At 69.2% G+C, this 19,490-nt stretch carries 20 protein-coding genes; 9 read left to right on the plus strand and 11 right to left on the minus strand.

All coding sequences use genetic code 11. From position 1 onward, the window contains the following. The coding region (locus HR086_RS29965; RefSeq protein WP_373564372.1) for an alcohol dehydrogenase catalytic domain-containing protein at positions 1-243 on the minus strand (243 nt) is incomplete at its 3' end. 157 nt (positions 244-400) lie between these two features. Between HR086_RS29965 and soxR the strand changes: the two genes are divergently transcribed. Further along, on the plus strand, positions 401-868 hold the full coding sequence (gene soxR, locus HR086_RS29970) for a redox-sensitive transcriptional activator SoxR (RefSeq protein ID WP_141643923.1): 468 nt from the start codon (positions 401-403) through the stop codon (positions 866-868). A 9-nt stretch (positions 869-877) separates the two neighbouring features. Here the strand turns inward: soxR and HR086_RS29975 are convergent, their stop codons facing one another. Together HR086_RS29975 and HR086_RS29980 are read right to left on the minus strand one after the other, a co-directional pair. Beyond that, positions 878-2,713: a M4 family metallopeptidase gene (locus HR086_RS29975; RefSeq protein ID WP_174456435.1), complete on the minus strand. Its 1,836-nt coding sequence runs from the start codon at positions 2,711-2,713 to the stop codon at positions 878-880. A gap of 124 nt (positions 2,714-2,837) precedes the next feature. Then, positions 2,838-3,443: a peroxiredoxin-like family protein gene (locus HR086_RS29980; protein ID WP_174456436.1), complete on the minus strand. Its 606-nt coding sequence runs from the start codon at positions 3,441-3,443 to the stop codon at positions 2,838-2,840. Positions 3,444-3,511: 68 nt separating this feature from the next. On the opposite strand from HR086_RS29980, the gene HR086_RS29985 reads away from it, so the two are divergent. Then, the gene (locus tag HR086_RS29985) at positions 3,512-4,141 is read left to right on the plus strand and encodes a TetR/AcrR family transcriptional regulator C-terminal domain-containing protein (RefSeq protein ID WP_174462764.1); all 630 of its coding nucleotides are present in this window, start codon (positions 3,512-3,514) and stop codon (positions 4,139-4,141) included. 55 nt (positions 4,142-4,196) lie between these two features. Here HR086_RS29985 and HR086_RS29990 read toward each other — a convergent pair whose 3' ends face one another. From HR086_RS29990 to HR086_RS30000, 3 genes are all read right to left on the minus strand, one after another. Then, positions 4,197-4,637 (minus strand): GFA family protein, encoded by a 441-nt coding sequence (locus tag HR086_RS29990; protein WP_174456438.1) that lies wholly within the window; start codon positions 4,635-4,637, stop codon positions 4,197-4,199. Positions 4,638-4,704: 67 nt separating this feature from the next. Then, the gene (locus tag HR086_RS29995) at positions 4,705-5,271 is read right to left on the minus strand and encodes a hypothetical protein (RefSeq protein ID WP_174467344.1); all 567 of its coding nucleotides are present in this window, start codon (positions 5,269-5,271) and stop codon (positions 4,705-4,707) included. A 47-nt stretch (positions 5,272-5,318) separates the two neighbouring features. Further along, a complete protein-coding gene (locus tag HR086_RS30000) occupies positions 5,319-6,083 on the minus strand; it encodes an AraC family transcriptional regulator (RefSeq protein WP_254626524.1) in 765 nt (254 codons plus the stop codon). A 216-nt stretch (positions 6,084-6,299) separates the two neighbouring features. Between HR086_RS30000 and HR086_RS30005 the strand changes: the two genes are divergently transcribed. Further along, on the plus strand, positions 6,300-7,046 hold the full coding sequence (locus HR086_RS30005) for an SDR family oxidoreductase (protein ID WP_174467345.1): 747 nt from the start codon (positions 6,300-6,302) through the stop codon (positions 7,044-7,046). Between the two features lie 23 nt (positions 7,047-7,069). After that, a complete protein-coding gene (locus HR086_RS30010) occupies positions 7,070-7,945 on the plus strand; it encodes an NAD(P)-dependent oxidoreductase (RefSeq protein WP_174467346.1) in 876 nt (291 codons plus the stop codon). A gap of 9 nt (positions 7,946-7,954) precedes the next feature. On the opposite strand, the gene HR086_RS30015 is transcribed toward HR086_RS30010, so the two are convergent. After that, positions 7,955-9,160 (minus strand): serine hydrolase, encoded by a 1,206-nt coding sequence (locus tag HR086_RS30015; protein WP_174462768.1) that lies wholly within the window; start codon positions 9,158-9,160, stop codon positions 7,955-7,957. Positions 9,161-9,331: 171 nt separating this feature from the next. Between HR086_RS30015 and HR086_RS48750 the strand changes: the two genes are divergently transcribed. The 3 genes from HR086_RS48750 to HR086_RS30030 all read left to right on the plus strand — a co-directional run bounded on the left by HR086_RS48750 (position 9,332) and on the right by HR086_RS30030 (position 13,766). Further along, entirely contained in the window at positions 9,332-10,468 is a 1,137-nt protein-coding gene (locus HR086_RS48750) for a leucine-rich repeat domain-containing protein (protein WP_246137278.1), read from the plus strand. Between the two features lie 148 nt (positions 10,469-10,616). Further along, entirely contained in the window at positions 10,617-13,076 is a 2,460-nt protein-coding gene (locus tag HR086_RS30025; RefSeq protein ID WP_174467347.1) for an ABC transporter permease, read from the plus strand. A 90-nt stretch (positions 13,077-13,166) separates the two neighbouring features. Beyond that, the gene (locus HR086_RS30030; RefSeq protein ID WP_174456445.1) at positions 13,167-13,766 is read left to right on the plus strand and encodes a hypothetical protein; all 600 of its coding nucleotides are present in this window, start codon (positions 13,167-13,169) and stop codon (positions 13,764-13,766) included. Between the two features lie 83 nt (positions 13,767-13,849). Here HR086_RS30030 and HR086_RS30035 read toward each other — a convergent pair whose 3' ends face one another. After that, on the minus strand, positions 13,850-14,368 hold the full coding sequence (locus HR086_RS30035) for a DUF3224 domain-containing protein (protein ID WP_254626523.1): 519 nt from the start codon (positions 14,366-14,368) through the stop codon (positions 13,850-13,852). Between the two features lie 90 nt (positions 14,369-14,458). Between HR086_RS30035 and HR086_RS49590 the strand changes: the two genes are divergently transcribed. Continuing rightward, the gene (locus HR086_RS49590) at positions 14,459-15,289 is read left to right on the plus strand and encodes a helix-turn-helix transcriptional regulator (protein ID WP_174456446.1); all 831 of its coding nucleotides are present in this window, start codon (positions 14,459-14,461) and stop codon (positions 15,287-15,289) included. A gap of 138 nt (positions 15,290-15,427) precedes the next feature. Here the strand turns inward: HR086_RS49590 and HR086_RS30045 are convergent, their stop codons facing one another. From HR086_RS30045 to HR086_RS30055, 3 genes are all read right to left on the minus strand, one after another. Beyond that, the gene (locus HR086_RS30045; RefSeq protein ID WP_174456447.1) at positions 15,428-16,402 is read right to left on the minus strand and encodes a PD40 domain-containing protein; all 975 of its coding nucleotides are present in this window, start codon (positions 16,400-16,402) and stop codon (positions 15,428-15,430) included. Between the two features lie 114 nt (positions 16,403-16,516). Further along, positions 16,517-17,302: a LytTR family DNA-binding domain-containing protein gene (locus tag HR086_RS30050; protein ID WP_141643908.1), complete on the minus strand. Its 786-nt coding sequence runs from the start codon at positions 17,300-17,302 to the stop codon at positions 16,517-16,519. Beyond that, positions 17,299-18,315 carry a sensor histidine kinase gene (locus HR086_RS30055; protein WP_246137276.1) on the minus strand — a complete coding sequence of 339 codons (1,017 nt, stop codon included), beginning with the start codon at positions 18,313-18,315 and terminating at the stop codon, positions 17,299-17,301. Before HR086_RS30055 ends, HR086_RS30050 begins: the two co-directional genes overlap by 4 nt. 217 nt (positions 18,316-18,532) lie before the next feature. Here HR086_RS30055 and HR086_RS30060 point away from each other — a divergent pair. Continuing rightward, on the plus strand, positions 18,533-19,490 hold a 958-nt coding region (locus HR086_RS30060; protein ID WP_373564373.1), incomplete at its 3' end, for an RCC1 domain-containing protein.

The raw sequence follows: 19,490 nt of genomic DNA on the forward strand, positions 1-19,490 counted from the left end.
GCCCGGGTCCACGCCCTCGCCCACCGCGCTCACCGTCCCACCCACGCCGAAGCCCGGCACGTAGGGCGGGTCAATCTTGAAGAACTCTCGTCCCCAGCCAGTCCGAATCTGCGTCTCGACGAAGATGATGTCCGCGAAGGAGACCTCCACGAGGACCTCACCTGCCCCGGGCCTGGGCTCGGGCACCTCACGGGGTTCCAACACCTCCGGCCCACCGAACCTCGACACCTGGATTGCGCGCATGCGTTTCACCCTCCATGGCCGCGCGGACACGGCGGAGCCAGGCGGCGAGACACCATGTCCCGCCCGCCTGCCCGCTCGTGACTCGAACGCCGCACGCCAGGAAATCTGCGACTTCAAGTGCACTTGAAGTCAAGGCGAAGTGCGCGCATATCGAGGCATGGACGAGTCGCTCACGATTGGACAGCTGTCCCGGCGCACCGGCGTCGCGACCTCCGCGCTGCGCTTCTACGAGGAGCGGGGCCTCATCCACTCCGAGCGGACCTCCGCGCGCCACCGACGCTTCGCCAGGCCCGTCATCCGGCGCGTGGCGTTCATCGTCTTCGCCCAGCGCGTGGGGCTCAGCCTCGAAGAGGTCGGCCGGGAGCTCGCCAGACTGCCCGTCGACACCGTCCCAGGCCGACAAGACTGGGCTCGGCTGTCCGGGACGTGGAGTCAGCGCATCGACGAGCGCATCGCCGAGCTCGAGCGGCTCAAGGCGGGGCTGACAGGGTGCATCGGCTGCGGCTGTCTCTCATTGGACCGCTGCCGCTACGTGAATCCAGGAGACCGGGCCGCCGCACAGGGGCCCGGTCCACGCTTCTGGGTCAGGGCTCCGAAACACGAGCCACCGACCCAGGAGCGATGAAGCGGACGGCTACTTCACACCCACCGCGGCCCAGCTCTCCAGCACCTTCGCGGCCTCGACGGAGTCCTTGCCGTAGAGGTCCTGCGCCGCCTTGAGCGTGGCCTCCTTCGCCTGGGCGAAGTTGGTCTGCGGCGTCATGTAGAAGCTCAGGGCGCGGGAGTAGATCTTCAGGCCCTTCTCGATGCCGATGCCGTCCTTCACCTCGACGTTGGAGGTGCGGTTCTTGCCGCCCTCGGACAGCAGGAAGAAGGCGTTGTTGGCGATGCCCGAGTTGATGTGCACGCCGCCGTTGTCCTGCGAGCCCTTGTAGCGCTTGGAGTAGTGGTCCGGCGACATGCCGTCGCTGGACGGGTTGCTCAAGTCACGCAGGCCGTCGGTGGGGTCGCCGTTGTTCGGGGTGAACGTGTCCTCGCCCACCGTCCAGTCGAACTTGACCGCGTCGTTCTTCTGGCTCGCGTGCCACTCCACGCCCACGCCCATGATGTCGCTGAACGCCTCGTTGAGGGCGCCCGACTCGTTGCGGTACTCGAGGCCCGCGGTGCGCTCAGTCAGACCGTGGGTGATTTCGTGGCCCGCGATGTCCAGCGTGGTGAGCGAGCCGAACTGGTCGCCGTCGCCATCGCCGTAGTTCATCTTCTCGCCATCCCAGAAGGCGTTGGCGAAGTCGTTGCCCACGTGCACGTCGGAGATGAGCTTCTCGCCCTTGCCGTCGATGGAGTCGCGGCCGAGCACTTCCTTGTAGAAGTCGTACGTCGCCTGCGCGCCGTACTGCGCGTCCACCGCGTCCTTGGTGCGCGCGGAGTCGGTCGCCTCGCCCCAGACGTTGTTGGCGTCGGTGACGGGGGCGTGGACGCCGTCCTGCCTCGGGTCATCCGGGTTGCGGTTGAGCGCGTCACGCGTCAGCACACCCCCGCCGCGCGAGGTGTCCTCCAGCGTGAACGTGCCGTCCGCGTTCTTCGTGCTGCCGATCTCCACCTTGCCGCTGTACTGGGTGGTGTCGTCCGCCTTGCTCGCCGTGGGCTCCGTCGACGGCCCGGTGGGCGTCGTCGGCTCGGTGGTGCCCGCGAGGGAGGGCCGGGCGTGCGCGGGGCCCGCGCCGTGAGCGTGGTGACCCACGCCGCCCATCTGGTTGTACTGCTCCATCACCTTGCCGGTGTTCGCGTCGACCAGGTAGTGCATGCGGCGCGGGTCCTTGCCCGGGCCCACGTCCGTCGTGTTGCTCATCTCCACGTGGTACGCCGCGCGGTACTCGCCGCTGGCATCCTTGAAGATGACGCGCTCGGAGACGGGCTTGCGGTCCGTCGCGCCGCCGAACTCCTTCTGGGCCACGGACAGCGCGTCCTGCGCGCTCAGCTTCGTGGGGCTCTTGCCCAGGCCCGCGGGGATGGTGGACACGTCGCCGGTGACGCTGTCGACCTTGCCCTCGCGCGTCAGGTGGCTGACCACCTGCTCACCAAAGACGGGGACGCCCTCGCTCTTGCGGTCCATGCGCACGTGCGTCATGCCCAGGTCGTCCTGCTCCACCGCGCGCGGCGCGAAGTCCGTGGCGTTGACGCCCGGCCTGCCGGCCAGCAGCTGCGACACAGTGGGCGCGCCCTGCTTCTGGAGGTAGTCCACCGTCGTCTGGATGGCGGCCTTGCTCGACTCGCTGTCCAGGGCCACGGGACCGGACTTCACCGGCGGGGCCAGCGGCGCGGCCGGCTTCACCTGCGCGGGACGCACCGGCGCCTCGAACGTGGAGCCCTCGGCGAAGCCCACGGCCTTGTTCTTCACCTCCGCGGTGACGGGCCGGGAGTCAGCGGGACGCGTGACGGGAAGCTTCGGGAGGTCGGCGCGAATCTTCATGGTGGGGGTGCCCAGAGGTTGAAGTACGGCTTGCGTAGGTATTCTCGATTCCTGCGAGCCCGGGTTGTGTCTCCGTAAGAGGAAACCGCACACACTTCCCGTCGGTGCGTCCAACCTCCTGAAATCACTGCACTGGGACGGGCTGGAGGCGCGTGGGAGCGGGGCGGACCTGGGCCAGCAGCTCGTCCACGGACCACTGGTCGTCCGCGTGCTCGCCGTACTTCACGGCCAGTATTTCCCCCTCACTTCCAATGAGGAAGTCCGCGGGCAGCCCCAGCCGCCCTCCCGCCGGGAGCACCGGTGGGGCCGGATGCCGCCCGGTGAAGAAGTCCCCGAAGCCGTTGATGAGCGCCCGGAGGAGCCCGCCCCAGACCCGAGGGTCCAGGAGCGCCCGGGGCGCGGCCTCCACGCCGTACTCCCGATAGAGGCGTCGTCGAGGATCACCCACGAGGGCGAACGGGAGGGCCCCCTCATAGGTGCGCAGCTCCTCCGCGCTCGAGTGGAAGACGACGACCTCCCGCACCCCCACCGCCTTCAGCTCCTCGTGGCGTCGCGCGAAGGAGCGCAGGTGCAGGTGGCAGATGGGGCACCCGGCGAAGCGCCGGAACTGGAGGTGCACCGTCATCCCCGGCTCGGGGATGCGGACCGTCCCCCCAGAAACAGTCTCCAGCTCCCTCGCGGTGAACCGCTCCCCCACGGACCACTTCCGGCCTTCCGTTCGCGCGGACATCTCTTCCTCCAGCGTAGGCGTACGTTGTACTCCTAAACTAAGAAGGTGCCCCTTACGCTGTCAATCGAATGCCCCGTCCCCGCTCGCTCACTCCGTCAGCCATCGCCTCCGCCGCGCTCACCGTCATCGACCGGGAGGGGCTGGACGCGTTGACCATGCGCTCCGTGGCGAGCGCGCTCGGCATGGGCACCATGTCGCTGTATCGCTACGTGGAGGGCCGCGAGGCGCTGGAGTCGCTGGTGGTCGACACGGTGATGCGCGACATCGAGCTCCCCGCCCCGTCGTCGAGCGCGCGGTGGACGACCCGGGTGATGGGGCTGATGACGCGCGTGCGGGAGGCGGTCGTCCAACATCCCGCCGTCGCGCCCCTGCTGCTCACGCGCCGCCACTCCACGGAGGGCACGCTGGCGTGGGGTGAGGCGCTCCTGGGCCTGCTGACAGAGGGAGGCTTCGACGGCTCGGCGCGGGTCATCGCGTTCCGCACGCTGGTGAGCTACGTGTTCGGAGCCGTCCAGTTGTCGCACCTGGGCTCTCTCTCCGGCGACGGCACGGCCGCGCTCGCGGAGCTGGATGCGGCCACGTATCCGCTCCTCCGGGAGACCGCGCAGCGCGCGCGGCGCATCACACCGGAAGAGGAGTTCCGACGCAGCCTGGAGGTCATCCTGCGCGGACTCGAGGAGGCGGTGGCCCGCCGATGACTCCGGGGGCCAGGCGTGTCGCCCTCCTCGTGGGCGACACAGGGGTGGTGGCGAATCAGGCGGTGGGGCGAAGCGGCCACGGCTGGTTGCTCGGGCCGGCCTCCCAGTTGTTGTAGCGGCCATCCCAGTACTGGACGGTGAGCTTGGAGACGTCCACGCCGTCGAGGCAGCCCAGGTTGATGGAGCGGAAGTGGCCGCCCATCTCCTCGACGAAGCCTCCGCCGTAGCACTGGATGCCGCAGTGCTTGCAGAAGCGGCGGTAGTTCTGGCTGTCACCCACCCGGTACTCGCCCGTCTCGCTCTCACCCTGGAGAACGCGGAAGGCGCTGGGGGGCATGGAGGTCGTCGTCGTTCCCACCTTGGTGCAGACGGTGCAGTTGCAGCGGTTCACCGGCTCCGCGAGGTCGAACTCGGCCTCGAAGCGCACGGCGCCGCAGTGACAGCCGCCGACGTACTTCTTGAAGGTGGGGGACTTCTGGGGGGCGGTCTCGCTCATGGTGGGTTCTCCTCGGTGCGGCGTGTTGATGGAGGGAGTTATGAACCCTGCCAGTGACAGGTGTATGTCAAGTTTCCGCGAGGCCCCCTGCTCGCCGGGCCTGACGCAGGAGGTCGAGCAACTCCCCCAGTGCTTTCTGACGCCCCGGATTGTCCTTGGAGCCCAGGCCCTGGTGCTCCACCCAGGCCGTCACCATGGCCTGGCTGGCCCCCCTGGCTCGCGCCCAGGGGTCCGTCTCCTCGTCGACTTCACCCGTCGTCACGGCGGCCCACACCTCGGCGAGGTGGCTGGCGGCGTCGGCGAACGCGGCGGCGGCGGGCTTCCTGGCGAGAATCGACGCATTGCGCACGTCTCCCAGTTTGCTCGCGACGATGTGGGCCTGCCGGGGATGCGCCCCCGAGCGGGCCTGGGCGAATCGCTCCGCCGCGGGCTTCGCGTCCTGGATGTGCTCGGCGCACAGGCTCAGCCATGCCGCGCACGTCTGGAAGGCCCGCTCGTCGGGGAAGTGGGCCACCACCCACCCCAGCAGGGGGGAGAGGTGCTCGGCGCGCGCCCAGGCGTCCTCGGCGGAGTCGAAGTGGAGGTCGTTCGCCTGGAACAAGGCGAGCAGTTGCGTGGTGGGCGTCTCTGACATGGTGGACCCGGCTCTACGCCGCGCCTCACCTCACGGGCAACGTGGAATCACGCGCGCGAGCGGACGATGGCGCCCGGTGTCACTCCCAGGACCCGGCGCATGCACCGGGACATGTGGCTCTGGTGGGAGAAGCCCGCCTCCAGCGCGACCTGTCCCGTGGGCAGCCCACCGCGCAGCAACAGGGTGCGGGCCCGCTCCACCCTCCGTTGAATCACATACTCGTGGACGGGCAGTCCCGTGGAGCGCTTGAAGAGTGTCTTGAAGTGCGACGCGCTGACACCCGCCACGCGTGACAGGCTCGCGAGGGAGAGGTCTTCCTCCAGGTGGGCCTCCACGTAGTCCGTGACTCGCTGGAGCTGGGACGCGGGGAGCCCGCCGCGCGCCTCGGCCTGGGTCCGGTACCGGGCCAGAAGTCGCGCCGCGAGCGCGAGCCCCAGGCTCTCCCGGTAGAGCAGCCCGTTGGGGAAGTCCGCGCGAGACTCCGCCTCCAGTGCCCAGGCGATGTGCTCAATCTGCTCGTCGCGGAAGTGGTGGCGCGATTCCAGCCCCACCCGGTCCGGGTCCAGGCCCATGTCCTCGGCGGCCATCCGCAAGAGCGAGTGGGGCAGTCGCAGGTCCACCGCCGTGCTCGCGTCGTCCTCCACCCAGGTGTCCGACACGCCGGCGGGCATCAGGCTGAGGTCGCCCCGCGTGCGCAGTGAGCGGATGCGGCTGGAGTGACAGGCCACCCGGACGGGGTTGCCGGAATGGATGCTGATGAAGTGGTCCGCGCTGGCGGCGTGCAGAAAGTCACCCACGGCCGTCACGCGCATCTCGACACCGAGGCTGATTCGAGGAGTTCGTCGCGCGTGCTCGCTCATGGCGCCCGAATATAGGGGCCACCGGCTTTTCGTGCTCCCGAATCATCCGCGCGTGCGCGACCCGCGCGGGGGCCGTCGGTATTCCTTTCCCACATCCAACACGACGTGGCCGTCCGGTGGCGCTCGCCGCGCGGCCACGCCTCCAGCCAGGCGTCCGGAGTCATGCACATGGGCAGGTATTCAGGGAAGAAAGCGGTGGTGACCGGGGGAACCGCGGGCATCGGTCTCGCGACGGTGAAGGCGTTGCTCGCGGAGGGCGCGGAGGTGCTGCTCACCGGGCGCAACGAGCAGGGCCTGGACGCGGCACGCAAGGAACTGGGCCCCCTGGCGCACGTGGTGCGCTCCGACACCGCGAGCCTGCGCGATATCGACGTGCTGGCCTCGCTCGTGAAGGAGAAACTGGGCTCGGTCGACTTCGTCCTCATCAACGCGGGCTACTCGAAGTTGCGCCCCTTCGACCAGGTGTCGGAGGCCGAGTACGACGAGACCTTCGGCATCAACACCAAGGGCGCGTTCTTCGCCGCGCAGCGGCTGGCGCCTCACGTCCGCGAAGGCGGGGCGTTCGTCTTCACCACCTCCGTGGCGGACGAACTGGGTGCACCGGGCATGAGCGCCTACGCGGGCGCGAAGGCGGCGGTCCGCGCCTTCGTCCGCGTGCTCGGCGTGGAGCTTCTGCCCCGAGGCATCCGCGTCAACGCGCTGAGCCCCGGCTTCACCCGGACGCCGACGTTGGGCGTCACCGGCGCCACGCCCGAGGAGGTGGCGGCCTTCGAGAAGGAGGGCGAGGAAATCACGCCCATGAAGCGCATCGGCTCCGCCGACGAAGTGGCGCGTGCGGCGCTGTTCCTCGGTTTCGAGGCGACGTTCACCACCGGCGCGGAGCTGCCCGTCGACGGCGGCCTCTCGCAGTTCTGATTCGATACAGGAGACACACGAACATGAAGCCCAACATCAGTGTCATCGGCGCGGGCCGCATGGGCTCCGCGCTCATCAAGGCGTTTCTTCGAAGTGGACATGTGACGACGGTCTGGAATCGCACGCGGGTCCGGTGTGAGCCCCTGGCCGCGCTGGGCGCTCGCATCGCGGAGAGCGTGCGGGACGCGGTGCACGCCGCCGACATCGTCGTGGTGAACGTGAATGACTACGACACCAGCGACCACCTGCTCCGTCAGGACGAGGTGACCCGGGCGCTGCGCGGCAAGCTGCTCGTGCAGTTGACGTCCGGCTCCCCTGCCCTCGCGCGCGAGCAGGCGGACTGGGCGGCTCGGCACGGCATCGACTACCTGGACGGCGCCATCATGGGCACGCCGGACTTCATCGGCCAGCCCGAGGGAACGCTCCTGTACGCGGGCCCCTCGGCGCTGTTCGAGAAACACCGGTCCACGTTGCTCGCGCTCGGAGGCAACCCCCAGCACGTGGGCGAAAACGTGGGCCACGCGTCCGCGCTCGACAGCGCGCTGCTCGTCCACATGTGGGGTTCCCTGTTCGGCGTGCTGCAGGCCGTGGCCATCTGCCGCGCGGAGAAGCTCCCGCTCGAGACGTTGGCGACGTTCGACAAGGCCCTCGCCCCCGTCGTGGATGGCGCCGTGGCGGACGTGTTCGCCCGCGTCCAGCGGGACTCGCTGGGCGCCGACGAGGAGACCCTGGCGACGCTGGAGACCCACAACGTCGCGTTCCAGCACCTGCTGGACCTGTGCAAGGAGCGCGGCATCCACGACGGCATCCCCCGGGCCATGGATGCGCTCATCCAGGCGGCCCTGAAGGCGGGACACGGGAAGGACGACTTCGCGGTCCTCACCCGCTTCCTGCGCTGAGCCGGGCGCTCACCGCGTGACGCCATAGACGGCGTCGCGCACCACCTTCGGGAAGGCACCGAACATGCCCTCGAACGCGGTGTTCGTCAGCGCGACGATGGTGAACTGGTTCACCGGGTCCACGAACCACGTGTGCCCATACGCGCCCATCCACTGCCACGTGCCCTTCGGCTGAGGGCTGCGGGCCAGACCTGGGTCCACGAGCACGCCCATGCCCAGCCCGAAGCCCCAGCCAGGGGCCAGCGTCGCGGCCTGCACGCCCACGCTCTCCGTCGCGAACGCCTCCACCGTGCTCGACTTCAACACGGGCGTGCCGCCGGTGCGCAGCGCCTCCAACAGCTTCAGGAAGTCCTCCGCCGTGCCCACCATGCTGGAGCCTCCCGCCGCGAAGGAGCGCGCATCGAAGACGCGGTCGGGCACGAAGGGCACGTTGCTGGGCACGCAGCTCACCCAGTGCTCCTTCCCCATGCGCACCGGCTCCGGCTTTCCGTCACCGTACGGCGTCGCGAGCCGCGCAGTGTCCACCACGTGAAAGCCCGTGTCCTTCAAGCCCAGCGGTCCGGTGACGAGCTGCTCCACGAGTTGGGGCAGTGTCGCATCCGCGGCGCGGGCGAGGACCTCTCCCAGCACATCCGTGGCGACCGAGTAGCCCCAGCGCGTCCCAGGCACATAGGACAGCGGCACGGAGACAATCCGGCGCAGGTTCTCCTCCATGGAGAGGCCCGGCTGGTCCAGGCCCGAGGAGACGTTCGCTCGGTGGTACGGCCCATCCTCGGACTCCATGATTGAGTACGTCAGCCCCGCCGTGTGCGTCATCAGGTGGCGCACGGTGATGACGGGCTCGCTCCCGTCCTCCAGCTTCGGGCGGAAGCTCGGAATCCACCGCGTCACGGGGTCCTCGAGCCGCAGCACGCCCTGCTCCAGCAACGCCATCGCCGCCACGGACACGTACTGCTTCGTCAGGGACGCCAGCCGGAACAGCGCGTCGTCGCGCATGGGCGTACCGGCTTCACGGTCGAAGAAGCCCGCCGCGCGTCGATAGATTTCCTGGCCATTCCTGGCGACCATCACGACGGTGCCCACGATGCGCTTTTGCGCGAGCGCCCAGTCGATGCCCGCGTCCACGCGCGCCGCGAGCGCGGGCTCCCGCGCGACAGCGGGCCCTCGCGGACCGGCTCCTGCGTCAGGTGACTTCTGGGAAGTGGGCGCGCTCATGAAGGTCTCTCCGGAGATGCGAGTCGAGGCTGGGACCATGTCCCCCGGAGATGACAGGGGAGTGTCAGCTTTCTTCGGCATCTCACCATCGCGGGGCTCTCCTCTCCAGCGCCCTTGCTGGCCCGCTGACGGGGCGGTAGGGAATCGGGGCCACCACCGAGCCAGGACCCCATGGCGCAAAAGAAGACCGCCGCCCCTCGTGCCACTTCGAAGAAGACGTCCGCGGCTCCCGCCGTCGCGCCCGAGGTGACCTGGCAAGCCTTGGAGCAACAGCTCCGGGACACGTTGGGCCAGGACGCGGTGGGGCAGTACCCGGCGGACCTGGAGCCACTGCACATGACCTTCGAGCAGGCCCCCGACACGACGGGCATGCTCCCGGAGGCGTATCAGCGATTCACCGAGGCGCTGGGCTTTCGCTGGGTCACCACCGGAAAGAAGGCGCTGGCATTCCTTCCGCCGCGCTGGCGCGTCCAGGCGTCCCAAGGCATGGGCGTACCGGAACGCTCGTGGACCCAGGTGCGCGAGGAACGAGAGGCGGGCCATCACGCCTACCGCTTCCTGATGTTCGCGTCCGAGGACCTCCATGACGTCAATGGCTACTGCTTCGGCAAGAGCGAGCACGACGACTCGCTCGTCGTCTGGGAGGTCGAGGACAGCCTGCCCCTGCGCGAGCTGGGTCCCTTCACGCCCTGGCTCGCCAAGAAGCTCGCCCCCCTGAGCAAGGCCGTGGCGAAGCCGCCTCGCCGTGGTGCTCCCAAGGGACTGGGAGACCCGCTCGGCCTGGAGCAGGAGTCACACGGAGAAGTGTCCGCGCGAATCCAGGAGCAAGCCGCCGCCGACATCCTCGGCACGTTCCCTCGGGACACCCGGTCCATCCTGCTCCAGGAGCGGCGGTTGGGCGTGCTACCGGACATGGTCCGGGAGTTCACCGCGCTGGAGCAACTGACCCTCATGGACGCGCAGCTGACGCGAGTGTCCCCCGCGCTGGCCCGGCTCACGCAGCTCACACAGCTCGACCTGTCCTGGAACAAGGGGCTGGACGCCCTTCCTCCCGAGCTGGAACAACTCCAGAACCTCGAGTCACTCACCCTGGACCGCACGGGACTTCGCGTCGTTCCGGAGTGGATTGGACGGCTCCCGCGCTTGAGCGCTCTCAGCCTCAAGGCCACGCCCATCACCACGCTCCCAGCGTGGGTGTCACGGATACCAAACCTCAAGTCCCTCGACGTCTCGCTCACCTGCCTGCCCTCGGAAGAGGTCGACGCCTTCAAGCACACGCGCCCGGAGTGCCAGGTGCGCTTCCCCTGAGCGGCGTTCCAGAAATGGGAAGCCACTTCCCAGGGACGGGCAACCCGACCCGAGACAACTCCGGGGTTTCACTCGGCACGCCCTGATAGAGGGATGGCGCAAGCCTTGCTTCGGATGCCGGGCCACAGCCTTCGCCCCCGGAGGGGCCTTGTCCGACATCACCCAAGACCTTCGCCTCGCAGTGAGGATGCTCGCCAAGCACCGGGCGTTCACCGTCGTCGCGGTGCTCACGCTGGCGCTGAGCATCGCGGCCAACACGGCCATCTTCAGCGTGGTCAACGCGGTGCTGCTGTCGCCCCTGCCCTTCCCCGAGCAGGACCGGCTGGTGCTGGCCTGGACCCGGCTGCCGAGCCAGCCTCGGTGGACCGTGGCGCCCGCCAACTTCCTCGACTGGCGTGCACAAGGCGACGTGTTCGAGGAGCTCGCGGCGTTCTCCCACATCGGCGTCAGCCTGTCCGGGGACGGAGCGCCCGAGCGCCTGCGCGGCGCCAGCGTGTCCGCCAACTACTTCCAGGTGCTCGGCGTGCGAGCGGCCCTGGGCAGCGCGTTCCAACCCGTCGCCGAGGAGACGGGGCCTCGCCACGTCGTGGTGCTGAGCCACGGACTGTGGCAGCGCCGCTTCGGCGCGGACCCGCGCATCATCGGCCGGGACGTGCGCCTCGAGGACCGCGACTACCAGGTCGTCGGGGTGATGCCGGAGCGCTTCACCCTGCCCAACATCGGACCGAAGACCTCCGCGCCCGCGGATGCGCCCGAGCTGTGGATTCCCGCGCCCTCGCACGACATCCCGCAGCTCGGCTCGGATGGGACGCTGGACCTCAGTCAGTCCCGAAGCACCACGTACCTGCGCGTGCTCGGGCGGCTGAAGCCCGGCGTGACGATGGAGCGCGCGAGCGCGGCGATGGGCGCCATCGCCCAGCGACTGGAGCAGGAGTACCCCGCGAGCAACGTCCACTCCGGCATCACCCTGGTGCCCTTGCGCGAGCAGATTCTCGGCGACGTGCGGCCGGTGCTGTGGGTGCTGCTGGCCGCGGTGGGGCTCGTGATGGCCATCGCCTGCGCGAACGTGGCCAACCTCTTCCTGGTGCGCGCGGCGGCGCGGCGACAGGAGATGACGGTGCGCGCGGCGCTCGGCGCGGGGCGCGGGCGGATGATTCGGCAGCTCCTCACGGAGAGCGTGCTGCTGGGCCTGCTCGCGGGCGCGCTGGGGCTGCTTGTCGCCGTGTGGAGCATGGACGTCCTGCTGAGCCTGATACCGGCGGAGCTGCCCCGGCTCGACGAGGTTCGCGTGGACGCCCGGGTGCTGGCCTTCGCGCTGAGCATGTCGCTGGGCACCGGCATCCTCTTCGGCCTGTTGCCCGCGCTCCAGGCGTCGCGGCCGGACCTCGATGGCGTGTTGCGACAGGCGGCGGGCGGCAAGCTCGCGGGAGGCGGTCGCTCGCGCGGGGCGCTCGTCGTGGGCGAGGTTGCGCTGGCGGTGGTGCTGCTCATTGGCGCGGGACTGTTGCTGCGCAGCCTGTGGCGACTCCAGGACGTGGACCCAGGCTTCCGCCAGGAGTCCGCGCTCACGTGGACCCTGGCGCTACCGAAGGAGAAGTACCCGGACGAGGCGCGACAGGGCGCCTTCTTCCAGCAGGTGGTGGAGCACGTGTCGATGCTTCCCGGCATCCGGAGCGCTGGCGCGGTGACGGACCTCCCGCTGGGTGGTGCCGACATCTGGTTCGGCCTGGAAGTGGAGGGACGCGCGCCCGCGACTCCCGAGGAGCGCTCGAGCGTGGGCTTCCAGGTCGTCACGCCCGGCTACTTCGAGTCGCTGGGCATCCCCGTGCGCCAGGGGCGGGACGTGACGAGCACCGACACCCGCGAGTCACAGCCAGTGGTGGTGCTGAACGAGACGGCCGCGCGGCTCCACTTCCCGGGGACGGACGCGGTGGGGCAACGCGTGCGCGTGGGTGATGCGAGCACGCCCTGGCTCACCGTGGTGGGCGTGGTGGGTGACGTGCGGTACGACGGGCCGACCCAGGAGACCCGACCGGAGGCATATCTGCCCGCGCTCCAGCGCTCGCTGTTCCTCATGTCCTTCGTCGCGCGGACGGAAGGCGACCCCATGGCGCTGGCCGCCTCGGTGCGCTCCGCCGTGGCGTCGCTGGACAAGGACCTGCCCGTGGGCGTGATGCGGACGATGGAGCAGCGCGTGACGGAGTCCACCGCGCGGCCTCGCTTCGTGTCCATGCTCGTGGCGGTGTTCGCCGTCCTGTCGCTGCTGCTCGCCAGCGTGGGCCTGTCCGGCGTCATGGCGTACACGGCGCGTCAGCGCACGCGGGAGATTGGCATCCGCATGGCGCTGGGCGCGCGGCCCTCGGACGTGCTGCGCATGGTGCTGAGCCAGGGCCTGCGGCTGGCGCTCGGAGGCGTCGCGCTGGGACTGGTGGGCGCCTGGGGATTGACGCGCGTGTTGTCCAGCCTGCTGTTCGGCGTCAGCGCCACGGACCCCGTCGTCTTCGGCTCGCTGTCGCTGCTGGTGGCCGTCGTGGCCCTGCTGGCCACCTGGCTGCCCGCGCACCGGGCCACACGGGTGGATCCGCAAGTGGCCCTGCGAAGCGAGTAAGCGCTGAATCTCCAGCATTCGCCCGGGCCCCGGAGGACGAGGAGGCCCGCGGTGCTTGAGGCCCCGGGGGCGCTCGTTAGAGTGCCTCGCATGGCTGACTCCTTCGACCCCATCGACAGCGCCCGCGCGAACATGATTCTCGAGAGCCTCCTCGAGACGCCTTTCAGCGAAGACGACGAGCACCTCCAGTTCGCGCTGCGCCAGGGGGACCTCACGTTCGAGGGTGACTTCGAGCTGGAGCCCAATGACGTCATCATCGTCGTGGGGAACCTGACCGTGACGGGCTGCCTCGCGGACCAGTTCTACAACGAGGACGACTTCTCCAAGCTCTACGTCATGGGGAACCTGCGCGCGCGGGACATGGTCTGCGGCTCGGAGGTGCGGGTGACGGGCAACCTCGAGGTGCAGAACGTGCTCTACGCCAACTCGTTCGACATGGACACGCTGGGCGTGAGCGGGAAGCTCAGCGCGAAGGTGTTCATCGAGGATGGCCACCAGGTGGAGTTCGGCGCGCTCGACGTGGGCGCGCTCATCTCCGACGACGAGACGTGGCGGGAGGTGAAGCCGGAGGCCGTCATTGGCGGCTTCGAGACGGTGCTCCAAAGCCACGTCCTCAGTGAGGACGGACAGCTCGTCCTCGGCGAGTCGCTCCATCAGGAGCTGAAGGCGGGGCGCTCCGTCCTGCGCTGAGCGGACCGAGCGCCTCGGGCCTGGCGCCTTTCACCGGAGCCGGGGAGCCGGGGAGCCGGAATGCCCGGCTCCAGGTGGGACGCTCACGGCGATTCGGGGAGCGTGTACTCGAACACGTAGCTGTGGGCGCCCTTGTCGTCGATGTGAATCTGCATCGAGCCGGAGAGCCCCTTGAGTTCGTCCGTTCCAGAGTCGGGGACGACGAGGATGGTGAGCTCGGACGCGCCTCGCGTCATGCGCCCGGTGTGATGGATGGAGAAGGTGCCCTTGCGCCCCTGGAGGCTTCCGGTGACGCGCTCCATCGCGACATAGGCGCCCGACTTGCCGTCATCCATCGTCGCGAGCATCTGCCCCACCCCCGTGCCCTCCAGCTCTCCGTGGTACCGCTTGTCGATGGACAGCCGTCCGATGGGCGACGCCGCCGCGCCCTCATCCGGGGCCATGGGCTTCACCTTGACGTCAAAAGGCCCTTGTACACGCTTCGTCATGTTCGTCTCGCTCCCTGTCCGTGGGGGAACCGTCGCCTGACTGCCCGCGCATCCCTGTGCGAGCACGGCGCCGAGCGCCCACGCCAACAACATCATCATCCCGGGCTTCATCATGCGCTGGCCCCTCATCGAGTGGCCCACCAGATACAGGTGCCTGTTCCGCGCCGATTGCAAAAACGCGACACGCCGACAGAATGCCCGCCGGTGAGCCGCCCTCGCATCGACGCGCCCCGTGGCGTCCTTCAGCGCCCCGCCCCCGAGGGCAGGATTGCGCACGAGCGCTTCGCTCCCTCCGCTGACCTGGAAGCGTTCATCCAGCACTTCTGGACGGTGCGCTGGGATTTGCGCGGCGAGCCGCCCCTGCTGGCGGAGACCCTGCCCCACCCCTGCGTGCACCTGGTGTTCGAGCGGGGACAGGCGCGCATCGCGGGCGTGCAGTCACGCCGGTTCCACCGCAGGCTCCAGGGACAGTCGCGCGTGTTCGGCATCAAGTTCCGTCCCGCCGCCTTCCAGCCCTGGCTCAAGGCCCCGCTGTCGCGACTCACGGACCGGACGGTGAGCCTGCGCTCCGTGTTCGGCCAGGAGAGCATCGCGCTCAAGGACGCCATCCTCGCGGAGCCGGACGTGCGGCGGTGCATGGTGCTGGCCGAGGACTTCCTGCGACCTCGAATGCCCGCCATGCCCGAGCCGATTGCGCGGATGCGCGACCTGGTGGAGCGGCTCGCCGTGGACGCGTCCCTCACGCGGATGGAGCAGGTGGCGGCGCTCGCGGGGCTGGAGCCGCGCAACCTCCAGCGGCGCTTCAGCGCGGCCGTGGGCGTGAGCCCCAAGTGGGTCATCCAGCGCTATCGCCTGCACGAAGCCGCCGAGCAGCTCGCGCGAGCGGACGCGCCCGACATGGCGAGCCTCGCGCTCCAGCTCGGCTACTTCGACCAGTCCCACTTCATCCGGGACTTCAAGGCGCTCGTGGGCCGCGCGCCCGGGCAGTACGCCGCGCAGGCCGCCGCCGCACGTGGGAAGCGCGCCTCGCGATAGGCGCGCGGCACATCGCCGGCTGAATCCCCCCCGACGAAACAGCGAGGCGAGCGTGGAGTGCCCCTGCGCCACTCCCCGCCCGCCCCGCCTTGCTTCACGTCAAGAGAGCGCCGCCCCGGGTGGCGGTCTCCCTCGCCGTCACTGGAACAGCAGGCAGTAGGTGTCGAGCTGGTAGAAGTCCGACGGCACGAACGGCGCCCACGTCTGCCGCACGAAGTAGAGGTGACGCCCGTCCACGCTCAGCGAAGGGTGGAACTCGTCCTTCTCCGTGTTCACCGCCGGCCCCAGGTTGATGGCCTTGGTGAAGCGCCCCCCGACGTTGATGCTCGCGTACAGGTCTCCCAGGCCGTGACCCTCCGGACGGTTCAGCGAGGCGAAGATGAGCACCCGGCCGTCCGCGGAGATGTGCGAGTTGTACTCCCAGTAGTCCGGGCTGTTGACGCCCGTGCCCAGCTTCTCCGCGGGGGCGTAGCCGGGGCCGCGGCGCTCCGAGCGGTAGATGTTGAAGTCCGAGTCGAACGTGCCGCTGGCGAAGTACACCGTCCCATCACGCGTCGCGCTGACGTAGAGCTCCTGGCGGTCCGAGTTGACGTTGGGGCCCAGGTGCTGCGGCGCGCCCCAGCTTCCATCCGCCTGCTTGTGCACCACCCACAGGTCCGAGTCCGCGCGCTCCTCGGTGCCCGTCACGGGACGGGTGGACGAGAAGAACAGCGAGTTGCCGTCCGGCGTGAGGAACGGGTCGGTGTCCAGGTACGTGCCGGAGAAGGACACCAGCTGTCCGGGGGTGAAGTGGCCGTTCACCTTGTGCGTCTCGTAGATGGCCTGGAACGGCGCCTCCGCCGCATCCACGTGGTAGTACGCCGTGTTGCCGTCCGAGGAGAAGGTGAGCCGGTACTCCGAGCGGTCCGGGAGGGAGACCTCTCCCGGCGCGAACATGCTGCCGCCCGCGGGGCAGGTCAGGAACCGCAACGACTCGCTGGACACCTCTTGCGCGCCGAGCGCCTCCGCCACCTTGGCGGACTCAGGCTCCTGCGCGGCGCACGCCATCGTCATGGAGGACATGGCGACGAAGAGGCCAAGAGACCACGACTTCCCAGGGGTGAATCGATTCATGCGACGTCTCCTTGTGTTGGAGACACAGTCGCCCGACCTCCCGAGACTCGCGATGGAGTTGTGACGAACGGTGGAGGTCCTGGGGCCAACGGTGGAATCGCCGCCCCACCCCGCTCAGGAGGGCAGGTCCAGGGCCCGCTGGAGCCTGGCGCGGTAGCTCCGGCCGGACGTCAGCTTCGTGCCATCCCTCAGTGTCAGCACGAACTCGCCCGGGGGCAGCGGCTCCACTTCCTCGATGCGGTCCACGCGGACGATGAGCGAGCGGTGCGCGCGCACGAAGTCCTTCGGGTCCAGCTTCGCCTCCAGCGCGTTCATCGTCTCGCGCGCCAGGTACGACTGCTTCCCCAGGTGGACGGAGACGTAGTTCCCCTCCGCCTCCAGGTAGTCGATGTCCTCCACGCGAAGAAACCGCATGCGCCAGCCCACCTTGGTCACCAACTTCGTCGCGTAGGGCTCCGACGTGGGAGGCAGGCGCTGCGACAGCGACTCGAGCCGCTCGATGAGGTCCGAGTCCAACTCCATGGCCCCGGTGCGGCGGCGCTCGCGCACCCGCGCGAGGCTGAGACGGAAGCGCTCCCTGTCGAACGGCTTGAGCAGGTAGTCGAGCGCGTTGGCCTCGAACGCCTGCACCGCGAAGTCCCTGTGCGCCGTCACGAAGATGACCGCCGGCTGCTGCTCCTGGGCCACCGCGCGCAGCACGCCGAAGCCGTCGGGCTCCGGCATCTGCACGTCCAGCAGCACCAGGTCCGGACGCTCCCTGCCAATGGCGGCGATGGCCTCCACACCGTCGCGACACTCGCCGATGACGGCCATGTCCGACTCGTCCGCGAGCAGCTCCTTCAGCCGCTCCCGGGCCAGCGGCTCATCGTCGACGATGAGCACGCGGATGGGCGGAGTCATGTCGCCGGCTCCGTCCGGAAGGGAATGGCCAGGGACACCAGCGCCCCACCCTCCGAGCGTCCGCGCAGCTCCAGCCGGTGGTCCGGACCATAGAGCTGGACCAGCCGCTCCCGCGTAATCCACAGGCCCTTGCCGCCTCCCGAGGGCCTGGGCGCGGTCGCCTCGCGCAGCCCGACGCCGTCGTCGCGGACCTCCAGGAGCAGCGCCGAGCCCTCGCGCCGGGCGGACACCGTCACCGTACCCGGGGCGGAGCGTGGGGCGATGCCATGCTGGATGGCGTTCTCCACCAAGGGCTGGAGCAACAAGTGCGGCACGTGGGCGCCGAGCGTGTCCTGCTCGATTTCGTGCTTCACCTGGAGCCGGTCCGTGAAGCGCACGCCCTGGATGTCCAGGTAGAGCTGGAGGGTGCGCAGTTCATCCCGCAGCGTCACCTCCTCGCGGCCCGCGGCATCCAGCGTGCCCCGCAGCAAGTCGCTGAGTCGAGCAATCATCCGCTCGCTGCCCATCGGGTCCCGGTGCACCAGGGCGGAGATGGAGTTGAGCGTATTGAAGAGGAAGTGCGGGTGAAGCTGGGACTTGAGGACGTGGAGCTGGGCGCGGGCGAGCTGGGTGTCCCGAAGCCGGAGCTGCTCGGCGTAGTAGATGGCGTGCGCCACGCCCAGGAGCGTCAGGTAGATGAACGGGTTGTAGAGCAGCGCGTGCTCGAGGACGGCCGTGTAGGCAGGGGGCGCGTCGTACCAGTGGAAGTACGGGTCCAGCGAGTAGATGACGGTGGCGCGGAAGAACGAGACGGCGAGCGCGCCGCCCACGTGCAGCGCCAGACGGGAGCGCCAGCGACGCCGCTCGAAGGGGAAGCGCAGGCCGTAGTACACGACGGCGATGGTGACGGGCGCCCACAGCGCGGTGGCGAAGCCATCCGTGAGCAGCGCATGCGCCCAGGACACGCCCCGCACCGAGTGCGCCTCACTGGAGGCGGCAAGCCCCTGCAAGGTCCAGTAGGCGAAGGCCGCCACCCACAAAATCCAACCGCGTCCGCGTGACATGCCACCCAAGGTACACGGACTCGCGTCGGCTTTCACATCCACGCCGGTCTCCCCTCTGAAGGCCAGGCTCGCGGGCCCGAGTGAGCAGGCAGGTCAGCCCCGTGACCGGGGGCGATTGAAGGATGTCGGACGGAGTCCATCTCCGCCTGACTTCCCTTTATTGCGGCAATCAAGTGACAATAGACACATGTCACTTTTCCGTACGCTCTTCGTCTCGCTCGCCGTGGTCCTCATGGGGTGCTCCGCGTCGTCCGATGACTCGGGAACGGAGGACCCTCCAGACACGGGGTTCGTCGAGGTGGCCGGCGACGACGCGGGAACGCAAGACGCGGGGACTCAGGATGCGGGAACGCAGGACGCGGGTGGAGGGCCCACCGACAGCCTCGCGGGGCTGACCCGCATCGCCAGCGCCGAGTACCAGTTGTTCTACCTGGTGAACGGTCGGGTGTTGGGCATCGGCTCCAACCGCGCCGGGCAGCTCGGCGTCGGCCATGCCAACCCATACAACCAGGTCCCGCCCGTCGACATCGCCCTGCCCGCGGAGCTGCGTTTCAAGGACGTGGCGGGCGGCGGTTTCCAGAGCGTCGCGCTCGATGTCCAGGGCCGCGTCTGGACCTTTGGACAGAACCTCTACGGCCAGCGGGGCGACGGCACCACGAACGACTACCCCAACCGCACGACGACGCCGAACAACGGCCAGCCGTACCTCATCCTCCAGGACTCCACCGGCGCGACGTTCGACAACGTCATCGCGGTGCGCAGCGCGCTGCTGTTCAACATGGCGCTGAAGGCGGACGGCTCCGTCTGGGTCTGGGGCATGAGCGGCAAAGCGATTGGAGACACGTTGGGCATCGCGGGAGACGGCAACAGGGAGCCGCGCAACATCACCCGGCCCGTGCGCGTCCCGCTGCCGCAGGGCGTGCGAATCACGAGCTTCACCACGAACGACAGCAGCATCTTCGCGCTCGATGACACCGGCAAGGTCTGGGCCTGGGGCAGCAGCGCTGGCGGTGAGACCTTGGGCAGGGGCAACAACCCGGACTATGCGCGACCGAATTCGTTGAACATCCCCGCTCGCGTCAAAGAGCTTGCCGCGGGAGGAAGCCAGTGGGTCATCGCGCTCGACGAGAGCGGGGGATTGTGGG

This window comes from Myxococcus sp. CA039A, from assembly GCF_013336645.1.
GTDB lineage: Bacteria > Myxococcota > Myxococcia > Myxococcales > Myxococcaceae > Myxococcus > Myxococcus llanfairpwllgwyngyllgogerychwyrndrobwllllantysiliogogogochensis.

What these genes read in the sequence shown, in the direction of transcription:
- HR086_RS30015 (WP_174462768.1), bottom strand. Translation starts at nt 9,160, where the DNA reads ATGAGCGCGCCCACTTCCCAGAAGTCACCTGACGCAGGAGCCGGTCCG.
- HR086_RS29980 (WP_174456436.1), bottom strand. Translation starts at nt 3,443, where the DNA reads ATGTCCGCGCGAACGGAAGGCCGGAAGTGGTCCGTGGGGGAGCGGTTC.
- soxR (WP_141643923.1), top strand. Translation starts at nt 401, where the DNA reads ATGGACGAGTCGCTCACGATTGGACAGCTGTCCCGGCGCACCGGCGTC.
- HR086_RS30045 (WP_174456447.1), bottom strand. Translation starts at nt 16,402, where the DNA reads ATGAATCGATTCACCCCTGGGAAGTCGTGGTCTCTTGGCCTCTTCGTC.
- HR086_RS30010 (WP_174467346.1), top strand. Translation starts at nt 7,070, where the DNA reads ATGAAGCCCAACATCAGTGTCATCGGCGCGGGCCGCATGGGCTCCGCG.
- HR086_RS48750 (WP_246137278.1), top strand. Translation starts at nt 9,332, where the DNA reads ATGGCGCAAAAGAAGACCGCCGCCCCTCGTGCCACTTCGAAGAAGACG.
- HR086_RS29990 (WP_174456438.1), bottom strand. Translation starts at nt 4,637, where the DNA reads ATGAGCGAGACCGCCCCCCAGAAGTCCCCCACCTTCAAGAAGTACGTC.
- HR086_RS30050 (WP_141643908.1), bottom strand. Translation starts at nt 17,302, where the DNA reads ATGACTCCGCCCATCCGCGTGCTCATCGTCGACGATGAGCCGCTGGCC.
- HR086_RS29985 (WP_174462764.1), top strand. Translation starts at nt 3,512, where the DNA reads ATGCCCCGTCCCCGCTCGCTCACTCCGTCAGCCATCGCCTCCGCCGCG.
- HR086_RS30005 (WP_174467345.1), top strand. Translation starts at nt 6,300, where the DNA reads ATGGGCAGGTATTCAGGGAAGAAAGCGGTGGTGACCGGGGGAACCGCG.
- HR086_RS30000 (WP_254626524.1), bottom strand. Translation starts at nt 6,083, where the DNA reads ATGCGCGTGACGGCCGTGGGTGACTTTCTGCACGCCGCCAGCGCGGAC.
- HR086_RS30030 (WP_174456445.1), top strand. Translation starts at nt 13,167, where the DNA reads ATGGCTGACTCCTTCGACCCCATCGACAGCGCCCGCGCGAACATGATT.
- HR086_RS30035 (WP_254626523.1), bottom strand. Translation starts at nt 14,368, where the DNA reads ATGATGAAGCCCGGGATGATGATGTTGTTGGCGTGGGCGCTCGGCGCC.
- HR086_RS29975 (WP_174456435.1), bottom strand. Translation starts at nt 2,713, where the DNA reads ATGAAGATTCGCGCCGACCTCCCGAAGCTTCCCGTCACGCGTCCCGCT.
- HR086_RS29995 (WP_174467344.1), bottom strand. Translation starts at nt 5,271, where the DNA reads ATGTCAGAGACGCCCACCACGCAACTGCTCGCCTTGTTCCAGGCGAAC.